Raw genomic sequence first — 13750 nt, 5'->3', positions numbered from 1 at the left:
CACCCCTATGGCCAGCCTCAAGGACCTGCGCGGTCGCATCAACAGCGTGAAGTCGACCCGCAAGATCACGCAGGCGATGAAGATGGTCGCCGCCGCCAAGCTTCGCCGCGCCCAGGCGCAGGCCGAGGCGGCGCGGCCCTATGCCCAGCGGATGGAGCGCATGCTGGCGTCCCTGGGCGCGGCCGTGGTGGGCAGCCCCGACGCGCCGAAGATGCTCGTCGGCACGGGGCGGGACCAGGTTCATCTCCTGATCGTCGTCACCGCCGAGCGCGGGCTTTCCGGCGCCTTCAACACGAATGCCGGCCGCTTCGCGCGCGCCCGCATCCGCGCGCTGGAGGCCGAGGGCAAGACGGTGAAGGTGCTGACGGTGGGCCGCAAGGGCGCGACCTACCTCAAGCGCGAGCTCGCCAGCCGCTTCGTCGGCGAGATCAGCTACGCGAACATCAAGCGCATCGGCTTCGAGCAGGCCGACGAGATCGCCACCCGCATCACCGCGATGCTGGAGGCGGGTGAGTTCGATGTCTGCTCGCTGATTTACAACCGCTTCCAGAGCGTCATCAGCCAGGTGGCGAGCGAACAGCGCCTGATCCCGGCGCCGCTGCCCGCCAACGATGCCGGGCCGGCGGACGCCGCTCAGGCGCTCTATGAGTACGAGCCCGGCGAGGAGGAGCTTCTCTCGGCGCTGCTGCCGAAGAACCTCGCCATCCAGATCTACCGTGCGCTGCTGGAGAGCGCGGCCGGCTTCTACGGAAGCCAGATGACCGCGATGGACAACGCCACCCGCAACGCCGGCGACATGATCAACAGGCTGACGCTCAACTACAACCGCACGCGACAGGCCAACATCACCAGGGAGCTGATCGAGATCATCTCCGGTGCTGAAGCCGTCTGAAGGAACCAATGCCATGAAGAACAACGTCGGCAAGGTCACCCAGGTTCTCGGCGCCGTGGTGGACGTGCAGTTCCCCGCCGAGCTGCCGCAGATCCTCAACGCGCTGACCACCGAGGTCGGCGACCGCACGCTCGTGCTTGAGGTCGCGCAGCACCTCGGCGAGCGCACCGTGCGCGCCATCGCCATGGACACCACGGACGGTCTCGTCCGCGGCTCCGAGGTGGTGGACCAGGGCAAGGGCATCTCCGTGCCCGTCGGTGAGGGCACCCTCGGCCGCATCGTGAACGTCATCGGCGAGCCGATCGACGAGCGCGGCCCCGTCCCGCACGACAAGAGCTACACGATCCACCGCGCCGCCCCCTCCTTCGAGGACCAGGCGACGGCGGCCGAGATCCTGGTGACGGGCATCAAGGTCATCGACCTGCTCGCCCCCTACTCCAAGGGCGGCAAGATCGGCCTCTTCGGCGGCGCTGGCGTCGGCAAGACGGTGACGATCCAGGAGCTGATCAACAACATCGCCAAGGGCCACGGCGGCGTGTCGGTCTTCGCGGGCGTCGGTGAGCGCACGCGCGAGGGCAACGACCTCTACCACGAGATGATCGATGCCGGCGTCATCAAGCTCGGTGAGAACGACACCGCCGGCTCCAAGGTGGCGCTCGTCTACGGCCAGATGAACGAGCCGCCGGGCGCCCGCGCGCGCGTCGCCCTCTCGGGCCTCTCGATGGCGGAGTACTTCCGCGACGAGCAGGGCCAGGACGTGCTCTTCTTCATCGACAACATCTTCCGCTTCACCCAGGCGGGCGCGGAAGTGTCCGCCCTTCTGGGCCGCATCCCCTCCGCGGTGGGCTACCAGCCGACGCTGGCCACCGACATGGGCGCGCTGCAGGAGCGGATCACCTCCACGAAGAAGGGCTCGATCACCTCGGTGCAGGCGATCTACGTGCCCGCCGACGACCTGACCGACCCGGCGCCGGCCACCTCCTTCGCGCACCTTGACGCGACGACGGTGCTCAACCGCTCGATCGCCGAGCTGGGCATCTTCCCGGCCGTGGACCCGCTGGACTCCACCTCCCGCGCGCTCGACCCGCGCGTGGTGGGCGAGGAGCACTACCGCGTGGCCCGCGAGACGCAGCGCATCCTGCAGACCTACAAGTCCCTGCAGGACATCATCGCGATCCTGGGCATGGACGAGCTGTCCGAGGAGGACAAGCTGATCGTGGCGCGCGCGCGCAAGATCCAGCGCTTCCTCTCCCAGCCCTTCCACGTGGCCGAGGTCTTCACGGGCACGCCGGGCGTCTTCGTGAAGCTCGAGGACACGATCCGCTCCTTCGCGGGCATCGTGGCCGGCGAGTACGATCACCTCCCCGAGGCCGCCTTCTACATGGTCGGCACCATCGAGGAGGCCGTGAAGAAGGCCGACACCCTCAAGGTCTCGGCCTGATCCCATGGCCACCTTCGACCTCGAGCTGGTGAGCCCGGAGCGCCTGCTCCTCTCGCGCCCCGTCGAGATGGCGGTCATCCCGGCCTATGAGGGCGAGATGGGCGTGCTGCCCGGGCACTCCCCGATGATCGTCGCCCTTCGGGGCGGCGTCATCCGGGTGACCGAGGGCGGGCGCGAGACCGAGAGCCTGTTCATCATGGGCGGCTTCGCGGAGATCACCCCCGCGCGGATGACGGTGCTGGCGGATGAGGCGACGCCGCTCGCCAGCCTCTCCCGCGCCGCCGCCGCGCAGCGCGTGACGGAGGCGGAGGCCGCCCTGGCTGCCGCCGCCAACGATGCGCCCGAGATCCGCGAGCGCGCCAACGACCGGCTGATGGCCGCTCGCGCGATGCAGGACGCCGCCCAGGCGGCTTGATCCGGGAACGCCTGCCGTTCTCCCGGCCGGGGAATGGCTGCTGTGCTTCCGGAACGTCAGCGAAGCTCGCGGACGAAGCGCAGGATCTCCTGCCCTAGTTGGTCGTCCGCGGTGCCCACCGCAAAAATCTCCGAGACATGGTTGTGCCCGCGCATCTGAATGGTGCGCGGGCATTTCCCGTCTCGCCAGCAGGCGCCGGTCGCTAACTCCATCGTGGGGGCGCCGAGGAAGGCCGGGTCGTATTCGGCGTTGAAGAGAAGCATCGGCAGCCGGCTCTGGCCGAGATGCGTCATGGGCGACCGCGCCGCGTATTGCGCGGGATCGCTGCCGAAATAGGCGACGTTCCCCGGCGCCTTGTCCTCCACCGTCATCTTCAGGAAGCCGCTGCCGAGGATCAGGCCCGCAATGCTCGGCCCCTCCGCCGGATGAAGAGCGGGATCGAAGGCGTAGGAGGCGGCGTGGGTGGCGCCGGCGGAATGGCCCATCAGCACAATTCGCGCGGGGTCGCCGCCGAAGCGTGCCGCATTCGCTCGCACCCAGGCGATGGCCGCGCCCACGTCCTGCGCCCCCGCCGGCCAGGGATTCGCCGGCGCGAGGCGATAGGTGATGGTGATGCCGACCATGCCGTTGCGCGCGGCATAGGCAGGGATGTTCGCCTCGCGCTCACCGCGCACGAAGCCGCCGCCATGGACGAAGACGAGCACCGGCCGCGGGGCGCCGGGGCTGGCCGGGCTGTAGACATCCAGCAGGTGTCGCGGGTCCGGGCCGTAGGATTGGTCCTTGGTGACCGTCAGCCCTTCGGTCGAGGCGTTGGGGATCGGGGCGAAGAGGGCGCGGGTTGCGGCGAGCACGTCGCCGTCGAACCTCGCGCCCATCTCCGCGATTCGGGTGCCGACATCGGGCGGCAGGCGGTCGATCTGCGCGGCCGCCGGTACGGCGGCCAGGCCCGAGAGGAGCAGACCCAAGGGGGCCGCCACGCGCCTTGCTGCCTTCATGCGGTCGTCCCCTCTCCGAAGCGGTCTTCGCCGCCCAGGAGGCAGGATGAGGTGCCGATGCCATACGGGCAAGGCGCGGATAAGATCGGGCCGGGGCTTGAAAGCGGCCCCCTCGGACCGGCAAATGGGTTGCAAGGCCCGATCCTCTAGCGCGAGACCACCGAACCCATGAAGCACTGGACCCTCGACCAGATCGCCTGGGATGCGTTCACTCCCACGAAGGTCGATCCAGGCATCCTGTCGCTCGTGAAGGCCGCCGCCCTGGTGGAGAAGAACGGGGTGGACTACGCGATCTACCTCAACAACGTCTTCACCGGTGATCCCGACTTCCGGCAGGCCGCCGACAACTGGGCGGTGGAGGAAGTGCAGCACGGCGATGCCCTTGGTCGCTGGGCGGAAATCGCCGATCCCAGCTGGTCCTTCGACGACGCCTTCGCCCGCTACCGCGAGGGCTTCAAAATCGACGTGAAGGCCGATGCCTCCATCCGCGGCTCCCGCACGGGGGAGCTGATCGCGCGCTGCATGGTCGAGACTGGCACCTCCTCCTATTACACCGCCCTCGGCGAGAGCACGGAGGAGCCGGTGCTGAAGCAGGTCTGCCGCCTTATCGCGGCGGACGAGTACCGGCACTTCAAGCTCTTCTACGACCACATGAAGCGCTACCTGGCGCGGGAGAAGCTTTCCTTCCCGCAGCGCCTGCGGGTCGCCGCCGGGCGCATCGGCGAGTCCGAGGACGACGAGCTGGCCTTTGCCTACCACTGCGGCAACGAGCCGGCCAGCCAGCCCTATAGCCATGAGCGCTGCATGCGCAGCTATATGGGTCGCTCCATGTCCTACTACCGCTTCCGCCACATCGAGCGGGGCATGGGCATGATCTTCAAGTCGATCGGGCTGGAGCCGCGCGGGCGGCTCTCGGACCTCGCGGCGAAGGGCGCCTGGAAGCTGCTGCAATGGCGGCGGAGCAAGTACGCCCAGGGCTCGGGCGCCGCGAACGAGAACGCCCCCCCGCGCGCCGCGGCCTGAGGTGGCCCGCGTGTCGTCTCGCCCGGCGGGGCGCGCTTCCCGCCGCCTCGTGCTCGGCGCCGGCCTTGCCGCTGGGCTGGGCCGCGGGGGCGCCGCCTGGGCGCAGGGAGGGGGCCAGGGGCCCGGCCTCTACCAGATCGCGCGCGCGAAGGGCTTCACCTTCGGGGCGGCGGTGCAGTCCGGCCTTCTCGCCGGTGACCCGTCCTACGCGGCCATTTACGAGAACGAGGCGGGTCTCCTCGTGCCGGAATACGAGGGCAAGTGGGCCACCCTCCAGCCGAAGGAGGGCGAGTTCGACTTCGCCGCCCTCGATGGCGTGGTGGGGTGGGGGCTGGCGCGGGGTCGGCCGACGCGGGGCCACGCGCTCGTCTGGCATGAGTCCTTCCCCGACTGGGCCGTCTCCGCCGTGGCCGAGGGAGCGCCCCGTGCCCGTTCGGTCATGGCTGCGCATATCGCTCGCGTCCTTTCCACCACGCGCCTCCGCATCCGTGACTGGGACGTGGTGAACGAGGCCGTCGCGGATCCGCCCGGCAGCGACACGCCCCAGGCCCAGGGGGAGCTGCGGGACACGCCCTTGCTCCGCGCCCTCGGCCCCTCCTACATCGACACGGCCTTCCGCCTGGCCCGCGAGCAGGACGCCACACTCCGCCTCGTGCTGAACGACTACGGCGTGGAGGAGGACACTCCGTGGGCCGAGGAGAAGCGGCGCCGCCTGCTGGCGCTCGTCCGCGGCATGCTGCAACGCCGGGTGCCGATCGACGCAGTGGGCATCCAGGCGCATCTGCAACTCGTGAGGCCCTTCAGCGGTGCGGTCTTCGCCTCATTCGTCAACGCGCTGCGGGCCGAGGGCCTCTCGGTGCTCGTGACGGAGCTGGACGTGCGGGAAGGCAACGCCCTGCCCGAGGACTACGTGGCCCGCGACCGGCTGGTTGGGGATCGCGTCACGGCCTTCATGGAGTCCGCCATCGGCGCGGGGGTGAAGACCTTCCTCACCTGGGGGCTGGCGGACCGGCACTCCTGGCTCGTCACCTTCGCGGGCGTCGCGCGGCCGGACGGCAAGCTGCACCGAGGCCTGCCGCTGGACTGGGAGTACAACCGCAAGGAGATGTGGCGCGCCATGGCCCGCGCCTTCTCCGGCGCCTGAGTTCAGCCCGGCACCGCGTAGGCGGCGAAGTCCTTCGCCAGCCGCGCGTAGATCGGGCGGCGGAAGGCGACGGCGATCTCCGGCAGCTCGGCGAGCGGAGCCCAGCGCCAGGCGTCGAATTCCTGGTGCTTGTCCGCGTCCAACCGGATCTCGGCATCCTGGCCGAGGAAGCGCAGCGCGAACCAGAGCTGCGTCTGCCCCCGGTATTTGCCGCCCAACGCCTTGCCGATGAGATGCGCTGGCAGGTCGTAGTCCAGCCATTCGGGCATCCGGCCCATGACGCGGGCGTTGCGGGTGCCGATCTCCTCCGACAGCTCGCGCAGCACCGCGGCCTCGGGGTCCTCGCCGGGGTCCAGCCCGCCCTGGGGAAGCTGCCAGGCGCCGGCGGCGGCGGCCTCGCCCGCCGGCAGGTCGGCGCGGCGGGCGATCAGCACCAGGCCGTCGCGGTTGAAGAGGCAGGCGCCCACGTTCGGGCGGAGCGGAAGCGGGGTCATCCTAGCGGGGGATCTCCTCAGGCCGGCGGATGAGGGCGGTGACGGGGGCCATGACCAGCCCGCGGGACTCCAGCCCCGAGGCCCAGGCGGCCACGCGATCAACCAGCACGGGCGTCACGTCCCCCGCAAGGCCGAGTGCCGAGCCGCGCTCGCGGGCGATGCGCTCCAGCTCGGCGAGGCGCCGGTCGATCTCGCCGCGCGTGGCAGGCTCGTCCACCACGATGTCCACGCTGCGGCCCCAGGCCCGGGCGGGGGAGGGCGCGCCGGGGCGGGGATCGACGTAGAGAAGCCCGTGCTGCCGCAGCACGTCCTGCACGCCGCCGATGAGCTCCGGCAGGGCCGCGAAGCGTTCCCCCCGCATGGGCCCGAGCGCGCCGATCGCCCCCACTTGGCCGGAGAGGCGCGAGATGACCCAGGCCAGCCGGTCGCCGTTCTCGGCGGGGGGTAGGGTGGTCATCAGCGCGCGCTCGCCAGGATCATTCGCGGGGTAGTTGGCGGGCTCCATCGGAATGGCGTTCAGCACCTCCATGCCGCGTAGCCGGGCGCGCTCGAGTAGCGGGTCCAGCCGCGGCGCATAGGGCGAGAAGGCAAGGCCGGTAGCCGGGGGCAGGCGCGCGATCGCCTCCTCCGACAGAGCGGCGGAGAGGCCGAGATTGCCCACTACCAGGGCCACGCGCGGCCGGGTCTCGCCTCTGTCGAAGGAGCGGCCATAGGCGCGGATGGAGGTGCGGCCCTCCGGCCCTACCCTCGGCAGGGGGCCGTAGCGGGAGGGTTCCTGCAAGGCCGGGTCGGGCGGCGGGATCGGCCGGTCGGGCTGCGCCTCCGCACGGCGCACCGGGGTGGGCAGGGGCGGTGGCTCGGGCGCGCTGGGAAGAGCGGGCGGCTCAGCCTGAGCCGCAGCGGGTTCCGCTGCCGACGGTGGAGCCGGGGTGGGCGAGGCGGGTTCCGGCGCTGCGGCCACGACGGGAGACGGCGGGGCGGGTGCGGGTTCCGCCGGCTTGGCAGGGGCAGCAGGTTCGGCGGGCGGCTCGCCCGGCGCCGCGCCCTGCGCGAGGCGCGGCGGAACCCCGCCCTCCGGCGGGCCCAACCATTGCAGCACGGCCGCGCCGCCTGCCAGGGCGGCGAGCACGACCAGCCAGAAGACGCCGAGTGCCCTCATGCGTGGCTTCGGCGCCCTCGCGGTTCAGCGGCTGGCGCGGCGCTGGGGCGGGTTGGCCGCCAGCGCGTGCAGCAGCCCGACCGCCTGCTGGAGCTGGTGGTCGGTCTCCGGCTTCGTCGGGTCGAAGGCGGGCGCGCCCTCGGCCGGCAGGCGCTGGACGCGGTCGGCCACGCCCGCGGGCAGGTTCAGCGGCGGCAGGGGCGCGGCCGGGCGGGCATTCACCCCCTGCGCGGGCCCGGGGGTGCCGCCGTTGTCGTTCCGCAGGGCCCGGCGCAGGTCGGCCTCGCGGTCGCGCTCACGGTTCTGGGCGGCGTCCTCACGCTGGGCCAGCACCTCGATGTCGGGCTCGATGCCTGTCGCCTGGATGGAACGGCCGGAGGGCGTGTAGTAGCGCGCCGTGGTCAGGCGGATGGCGCCGTTGCCTGGCAGCGGCATCACGGTCTGCACCGAACCCTTGCCGAAGCTGCGGATGCCCATGACGATCGCGCGGCGGTGGTCCTGCAGCGCGCCGGCCACGATCTCGGAGGCCGAGGCCGAGCCGGCATTGACCAGCACCACCACCGGCAGGCCCTGGGCGATGTCGCCCGTGCGCGCGTTCCAGCGCTGCGCGTCCTCCGGCCGGCGGGCGCGGGTGGAGACGATCTCGCCCTGGTCCAGGAAGTCGTCCGAGACCTGGATCGCCTGGTCGAGCAGCCCGCCCGGATTGTTGCGGAGGTCGAGCACGATGCCCTTCAGCCCGTCGCGCGACTGGGTGCGGAGGTTCGACAGCGCCCGGCGCATGCCCACCTCCGTCTGCTCGTTGAATGAGGTGAGGCGGATATAGGCGATGTCCCCGCTTTCCAGCCGCGAGCGCACGACCTGCGGGCGGATCACGTCGCGGGTGAGGGAGATCTCGATCGGGGTGGCCGTGCCCTCACGCCGGATGGTCAGGCGGATGCTGCTGCCGCGCTCGCCCCGCATCTGGTCCACCGCCTCCTGCAGGGTGAGGCCCTGGGTGCTGGTGCTGTTGATGTGGGTGATCAGGTCGCCGGGCTTCACCCCGGCGCGGGCGGCGGGGGTCTCGTCGATGGGCGAGATGACCTTCACGTAGCCCGCTTCCTGGCTCACCTCGATGCCCAGGCCGCCGAACTCGCCGCGCGTCTGGACCTGCATGTCGCGGAAGCTGCGGACGTTCATGTAGGAGGAGTGCGGGTCGAGTCCCTGGAGCATCCCGTTGATCGCGTTCTCGATCACGTCGCGGTCGTTCACGGGCTCCACGTACTCGGCGCGGACGCGCTCGAAGACGTCGCCAAAGAGGTTCAGCAGCCGGTAGGTCTCGGCGCGCGAGCCGTCCTGCGCCCAGGCGGCCACCACGGGGCCGATGACGACGCCGGCGGTGAAGGCGGCCATGACGGGGCCGACGAGGCGCATCCTCGACCGCCGGGCAGCTGCGCGGCCTTTTTCACTCCGCGGTTGGGTCCGGGGCGTGTCCGACGGTCCGGCAGGGTTTTGCATCGGTCAGGCACCCTTTCTGCCGCAGCGCACCGCGCGGCTTCTCATATTGCCGCGGGGCGGCTTGCCCAACGGTTACCCAGTTCCGCGCCTGCCCCGGCGGGGGCCTCAGCCGCGTCTCATCCAACTCGCGGGATCCACCGGCTGGCCGCGGCGGCGCAGCTCAAGGTAGAGCGACGCGCGGCCTCCGCCAGCAGACACAGCGTTACCAAGTGTTCCCACCGCCTCGCCGGCCAGCACGCGCTGCCCGGGCTCCGCGTCCAGCCGGTCGAGACCGGCCAGGACGAAATGGTATCCGCCGCCGCAATCGACAATCAACATCCGTCCGTAGGAACGGAAGGGGCCGGAGAAGACCACCTGGCCGCTACAGGGGCTGACCACCCTTGCGCCGGGGCTGGCGAGCCAGGTCTGGCCGGTCGCGCCGCGCTCGCCGAAGTCGCGCTGGACGCTGCCCGCCACGGGTGCGGCCCGCCCGGGGCGCGGCCGGCCGGTGTCCCGCGCCCGCTCCCGCGCGGCGGCGAGGCTCTCCCGCGCCCGCTCGGCGTCGCGGTCGGCGTCCTGCATTTCACGCGCCGCTTTTTCCTGGGCGGCCCGGTCGCGGGACGTCTCGCGGGACGTGTCGCGGGCCAGGGCGTCCCTGGCCGCCTCCCGCGCCTCGGCCTCGCGCGCGCGGCCCTCGGCCTCCCGCCGACGGGCCTCGGCCTGCCGCTCGCGCGCCTCGGCCTCGCGGGCGTGGGCGGCGGCCTCGGCGCGCTCCCTCGCCTCGCGGGCCTGGGCCTCGCGCTCCAGCCGTTCCAGCGCGCCGCGAAGGTCGCGGGCCTGGGCGGCGGCGGCGGCGGCGCGGCGGGTGGCGGCCGCCTCGGCGTCACGGGCCTCGTCGCGGCGGGTGCGGGCCTCGTTCAGCGCGACCTCAACCGCATCGGAGGTCTCGCGCGCCGCCACGCGGGTGGTCACGAGGCGCCGGCGCTGCTCCTCCAGGCCGGCCGCGGCGCGGGCGGCGGCCTCGCGGGCGCTGCGGTAATCGGCGGCCTCCGCTGCGAGGCGGCGGGCGACGCCGCGCAGGACGAGCGCGCCGCGCAGTGCCTCCTCGGGCGGGGCGGGCACCACGAGCAGCGTCTCGGCGGGCCAGAGGCTGAGGCGGCGCATCGCCGGGACCAGCGGCGCCAGCTCCTCGGCGCGTCGGGTCAGGTCCGCCTCGGCGGCGTCGCGGGCGGCCCCGGCGGCGGCCAGCCTTGCCTCCGCCGCGGCCAGCGCCGCCTCGGCCGCGACGGCGCGCCGCCCGGCCTCGGCCCGCCGCTCCGCCAGGCCCCGCTCCGCGGCCTCGGCCGCGCGGGCGGCGCGGGCGATGCCGGCGGCGGCGTCGCGCGCGCTGCGGGCATCCCGCTCGGCCTCGCCGAGGGACTGGCGGTCGATCGCTGTCGCGGGCTGTGCTTTGGCGGGAAGCGGGCCGAGGGAAAGGGCGAGCACGGCCAGCGCCGCGCGGCGCAGGGCTTCAGCGGCGCGGGGCCCGCGCGGCCTCACCCGGCAGGGGCCTCCATCAGGTTCCGCCCCGTCATCTCCGCTGGCTGCGGCAGGCCCAGCAGCGCGAGGATGGTGGGCGCGAGGTCGGCCAGCCGGCCGTCATGCAGGGCCGTAACATCCTCGGGCCCGTTGTAGAGAAGCACCGGCACCGGGTTCAGGGTGTGCGCGGTGTGCGGGCCGCCGGTCACGGGGTCGCGCATCATTTCCGCATTGCCGTGGTCGGCCGTCACCAGAAGGGCGCCGCCCATGTCGTGGATGGCGCGGGCGATGCGGCCGAGCCCCTCGTCCGCCGCCTCGCAGGCGCGGATCGCGGCCTCGAGCACGCCGGTATGGCCGACCATGTCGGCGTTGGCGAAGTTGAGGATGATCATGTCGTAGATGCCGGAGCGGATCGCGGCCTCGGCCTTCTCCGCCAGCTCGGGCTCCGACATCTCCGGCTGCAGGTCGTAGGTCGCGACCTTGGGGGAGGGGATCATCAGCCGCTCCTCCCTCGGGGAGGGCGTCTCGACCCCGCCGTTCAGGAAGTAGGTGACGTGCGGGTACTTCTCCGTCTCGGCCATGCGCAGCTGGGTCATGCCCGCGGCCGATACCGTCGGCCCGAGCAGCCCCGCCATGGATTGCGGCGGGAAGATCGTCTCCAGCAGCGGGTTCAGCGCCTCCGAGTACTCGGTCATGGCGACGGCGCCGCAGAGGGCGGGATCCTGCGGGCGGGAGAAGCCGGTGAAGTCGGGGTCCAGAAGGGCCGCCATGATCTCCCGCACGCGGTCGGCGCGGAAGTTGAAGCAGAGCACTGCGTCGCCGTCGCGCATGCCGTCATACCCGGCCATGACGCTCGGGGGGATGAACTCGTCCGTCTGGCCGGCGGCGTGGGCGGCACGCACCGCGTCGATGGCGCTGGCGGCCTCCGTGCCCTCGGCCAGGACCATCGCGCGCCAGGCCTGGGAGACGCGCTCCCAGCGGTTGTCGCGGTCCATGGCGAAGTAGCGGCCGGTCACGGTGGCAATCACCGCGCCCTCGGGCAGCGCGGCCTCGAAGGCGGGCAGGGTCTCGGCGGCGGCCTCGGGCGGGGTGTCGCGGCCGTCGGTCCAGGCATGGACGGCCACGGGGATGCCCTTGGCCGCGAAGATCTCGGCGACGGCCACCGCGTGGTCCTGGTGCGCGTGGACACCGCCCGGGGAGGTCAGGCCGCAGAGGTGCAGCACGCCGCCGCTGGCATGGAGCTGCTCGCCGAGCCAGACGACGGCGGGCATGCCGGCCAGCGTGCCGTCCGCGATCGCGGCGTCGATCCGCGGCAGGTCCTGCATGACGATGCGGCCGGCGCCGATGTTCAGGTGGCCGACCTCGGAATTCCCCATCTGCCCCTGCGGCAGCCCGACATCGGGCCCGCAGGTGCGAAGGAAGGCGCGCGGGCAGGTGGACCAGAGCGCGTCGAAGGTGGGCGTGTTCGCCTGCGCGACGGCGTTGTCCGCGGTCTCCTCCCGCCAACCCCAGCCATCGAGGATGACAAGCATGACGGGCTTGGGATGGGACATCGAGACCTCGTGCGCGCTGACTCCGGGCGGATTAACGCGCCGGGCGCCGATGGTCCACGGGGCGGCCGCAGTCTCCGCGCCTTCACGCCCGCGGGTGCGGAGGCGGGAGGATCAGGCCCGCGCCGTATAGGCCCGGAAGACCTCCAGCTCCGTCGTGAGGCCGACCTCGGAGAAGCCGGCCGCGCGCATCGCGCCGAGGATGGTCTCGGCCGGCACGCAGGCCTCGATCGTCTCCCAGTAATAGGCCATCAACTCGCCGGAGCGGTGGCGGGGGGCTGCGAGCCAACAGAGCGCGGGGATGGCGGCGCCCATGTAGAAGCGCGCGATGGCACGCGCGAGGCGGCTCTCCGGACGGCCGATCTCCAGGATCAGCACGGTCCCGCCGGGGCGTAGGACTCGGCGGTACTCGGCAAAAGCGGCGCCGAGATCCGCCACGTGGCGCAGCGCGTAGCCCATGGAGAGGAAATCGACGCTCGCATCGGGCAGCGGGATGCGCTCCGCCCGGCCCTGGATGAGGGTGACGCCCGGCAGGGCACGCCGCGCCTCGGCCAGCATCCCCTCGCTGGGGTCGAGGCCGGTGACGAGGGCGGGGTCGCCGGTGATCGCGACGGCCTGCCGCGCGACGAGGCCGGTGCCGACGGCGACGTCCAGCACGCGCATCCCCGGCCGGAGTCCCGCCTCGCGCAGCGCACGCCGCCGGTAGCCGGGGCCGGTGCCGAGGGAGAAAATGCGGTCGATCCGGTCGTAATGCGGGGCCGTCTGGTCGAAGAGGGTGCGGACGAAGCCCTCCCGCTCCTCCGCCCGCGTGTAGCGGTGGGCGAGCACGGGGTGCGGGGCGGCGCCCGGGCTTCCGAGGGGAGCGGCCTCCTGCGGGTGCTGCGTCATGCCGGGCGCCTCCTGTCCGTCGCGGGTGCAGGGATGGCAAGACGTTCCATCGGACGCAAGACCGGTCTCAGCGCGGGATGGGCGAGACGCCGAAGATCACGGGGTGAAGGTGCAGCAGCGCGGCCCAGGCGAGGGCGCCGACGAGCCCCGGCCAGAGCAGCTCGCGCCACACCACGCGGTTCCGCCCCGCTGCGACGGCGCCGAAGGGCAGGACCGAGGTGCGCGACGCGAATTCCCTCCAGGCCGCCGGGTTCCGCGCCGCCACCTTGGCGTCCAGCGAGGGGATGCCCAGCGCCGCCGTCAGGAAGAAGGCGCCGAAGAAGACGACCGAGGCGCTGTCCCCGTTGCCGATCACGTGCACGGCGCCCCAGAGCGCAAAGGCGAGGAGCATCGGGTGGCGGGTGATCCGCAGCATCCCCCGCGGTTCCGCCGAGAGCGCCGCCCCCTGGCCGAGGGAGGTGGCGTTGCGCGTCATCAGGCTGCCTGCGAAGAGGATGAAGGCCGCGAGCATCGCCACGACCAGCAGCCAGCCGAGGGCGCGCGGGGCGACCCAGAGCGGCGTTGTCTCCGCGTTGCGCCATGCAAGCACCAGCAGGGTGATCGCCACCGCCGAGGCGATGGAGAAGGCGCCGCGGAAGGGCCCTTCGCCGAGGCGGGCGACGATCGCCGCGCGGGCGCGGGTGCCGGCGATGCCGACGTGGAGGCCGACCCAGAGGAGGGCCGCGAGGACCAGAGGGATCATTCCGCAAGCCTGCACC

The 13750-nt window shown here is 72.5% G+C and carries 13 protein-coding genes; 5 read left to right on the top strand and 8 right to left on the bottom strand.

The genetic code is table 11. The features are described from left to right. Positions 1-7 precede the first annotated feature (7 nt). From BO39_RS09145 to atpC, 3 genes are read left to right on the top strand one after another with little or no spacing between them, the layout of a single operon-like run. Entirely contained in the window at positions 8-892 is an 885-nt protein-coding gene (locus BO39_RS09145) for a F0F1 ATP synthase subunit gamma (protein ID WP_043832217.1), read from the top strand. Positions 893-905: 13 nt separating this feature from the next. Next, a complete protein-coding gene (gene atpD / locus BO39_RS09140) occupies positions 906-2333 on the top strand; it encodes a F0F1 ATP synthase subunit beta (RefSeq protein ID WP_043832216.1) in 1428 nt (475 codons plus the stop codon). Positions 2334-2337: 4 nt separating this feature from the next. Next, on the top strand, positions 2338-2748 hold the full coding sequence (gene atpC / locus BO39_RS09135) for an ATP synthase F1 subunit epsilon (protein WP_043832215.1): 411 nt from the start codon (positions 2338-2340) through the stop codon (positions 2746-2748). Positions 2749-2804: 56 nt separating this feature from the next. On the opposite strand, the gene BO39_RS09130 is transcribed toward atpC, so the two are convergent. Beyond that, on the bottom strand, positions 2805-3743 hold the full coding sequence (locus BO39_RS09130; protein WP_043832214.1) for an alpha/beta hydrolase: 939 nt from the start codon (positions 3741-3743) through the stop codon (positions 2805-2807). Between the two features lie 168 nt (positions 3744-3911). Here BO39_RS09130 and BO39_RS09125 point away from each other — a divergent pair, with 168 nt between their 5' ends. Continuing rightward, positions 3912-4766 carry a ferritin-like domain-containing protein gene (locus tag BO39_RS09125; RefSeq protein ID WP_043832213.1) on the top strand — a complete coding sequence of 285 codons (855 nt, stop codon included), beginning with the start codon at positions 3912-3914 and terminating at the stop codon, positions 4764-4766. A gap of 10 nt (positions 4767-4776) precedes the next feature. Next, positions 4777-5910, top strand: a complete 1134-nt coding sequence (locus tag BO39_RS09120; RefSeq protein WP_043832422.1) for an endo-1,4-beta-xylanase — start codon at positions 4777-4779, stop codon at positions 5908-5910. A 2-nt stretch (positions 5911-5912) separates the two neighbouring features. Here the strand turns inward: BO39_RS09120 and BO39_RS09115 are convergent, their stop codons facing one another. The 7 genes from BO39_RS09115 to BO39_RS09080 form a co-directional block, all read right to left on the bottom strand. Continuing rightward, on the bottom strand, positions 5913-6404 hold the full coding sequence (locus BO39_RS09115) for an RNA pyrophosphohydrolase (RefSeq protein ID WP_043832212.1): 492 nt from the start codon (positions 6402-6404) through the stop codon (positions 5913-5915). A 1-nt stretch (position 6405) separates the two neighbouring features. Beyond that, positions 6406-7563, bottom strand: a complete 1158-nt coding sequence (locus BO39_RS09110) for a divergent polysaccharide deacetylase family protein (protein ID WP_052401847.1) — start codon at positions 7561-7563, stop codon at positions 6406-6408. Between the two features lie 24 nt (positions 7564-7587). Next, complete coding sequence (locus tag BO39_RS09105) at positions 7588-8973, bottom strand: S41 family peptidase (protein ID WP_043832211.1); 1386 nt, start codon at positions 8971-8973, stop codon at positions 7588-7590. 189 nt (positions 8974-9162) lie between these two features. Continuing rightward, positions 9163-10575, bottom strand: a complete 1413-nt coding sequence (locus BO39_RS34930) for a murein hydrolase activator EnvC family protein (protein ID WP_043832210.1) — start codon at positions 10573-10575, stop codon at positions 9163-9165. Next, on the bottom strand, positions 10572-12107 hold the full coding sequence (gene gpmI / locus BO39_RS09095; RefSeq protein WP_043832209.1) for a 2,3-bisphosphoglycerate-independent phosphoglycerate mutase: 1536 nt from the start codon (positions 12105-12107) through the stop codon (positions 10572-10574). The genes BO39_RS34930 and gpmI overlap by 4 nt, the downstream gene beginning before the upstream one ends. 111 nt (positions 12108-12218) lie before the next feature. Further along, the gene (locus BO39_RS09090) at positions 12219-12992 is read right to left on the bottom strand and encodes a class I SAM-dependent methyltransferase (RefSeq protein ID WP_043832208.1); all 774 of its coding nucleotides are present in this window, start codon (positions 12990-12992) and stop codon (positions 12219-12221) included. A gap of 67 nt (positions 12993-13059) precedes the next feature. Next, positions 13060-13734 (bottom strand): NnrU family protein, encoded by a 675-nt coding sequence (locus BO39_RS09080; RefSeq protein WP_052401846.1) that lies wholly within the window; start codon positions 13732-13734, stop codon positions 13060-13062. Positions 13735-13750 lie beyond the last annotated feature (16 nt).

It is taken from the genome of Roseomonas aerilata DSM 19363 (assembly GCF_000711725.1).
Classification (GTDB): domain Bacteria; phylum Pseudomonadota; class Alphaproteobacteria; order Acetobacterales; family Acetobacteraceae; genus Roseomonas; species Roseomonas aerilata.
Note: the sequence above shows the minus strand (reverse complement) of the source record. Positions and strands in the feature narration are given on the sequence as shown.

Excerpts from the sequence above, each read along its gene's own strand:
- BO39_RS09080 (WP_052401846.1), bottom strand. The coding sequence starts at position 13,734 with ATGATCCCTCTGGTCCTCGCGGCCCTCCTCTGGGTCGGCCTCCACGTC.
- BO39_RS09130 (WP_043832214.1), bottom strand. The coding sequence starts at position 3,743 with ATGAAGGCAGCAAGGCGCGTGGCGGCCCCCTTGGGTCTGCTCCTCTCG.
- BO39_RS09125 (WP_043832213.1), top strand. The coding sequence starts at position 3,912 with ATGAAGCACTGGACCCTCGACCAGATCGCCTGGGATGCGTTCACTCCC.
- BO39_RS09105 (WP_043832211.1), bottom strand. The coding sequence starts at position 8,973 with ATGCGCCTCGTCGGCCCCGTCATGGCCGCCTTCACCGCCGGCGTCGTC.
- BO39_RS09110 (WP_052401847.1), bottom strand. The coding sequence starts at position 7,563 with ATGAGGGCACTCGGCGTCTTCTGGCTGGTCGTGCTCGCCGCCCTGGCA.
- BO39_RS09090 (WP_043832208.1), bottom strand. The coding sequence starts at position 12,992 with ATGACGCAGCACCCGCAGGAGGCCGCTCCCCTCGGAAGCCCGGGCGCC.
- gpmI (WP_043832209.1), bottom strand. The coding sequence starts at position 12,107 with ATGTCCCATCCCAAGCCCGTCATGCTTGTCATCCTCGATGGCTGGGGT.
- atpD (WP_043832216.1), top strand. The coding sequence starts at position 906 with ATGAAGAACAACGTCGGCAAGGTCACCCAGGTTCTCGGCGCCGTGGTG.
- BO39_RS09145 (WP_043832217.1), top strand. The coding sequence starts at position 8 with ATGGCCAGCCTCAAGGACCTGCGCGGTCGCATCAACAGCGTGAAGTCG.
- BO39_RS09115 (WP_043832212.1), bottom strand. The coding sequence starts at position 6,404 with ATGACCCCGCTTCCGCTCCGCCCGAACGTGGGCGCCTGCCTCTTCAAC.
- atpC (WP_043832215.1), top strand. The coding sequence starts at position 2,338 with ATGGCCACCTTCGACCTCGAGCTGGTGAGCCCGGAGCGCCTGCTCCTC.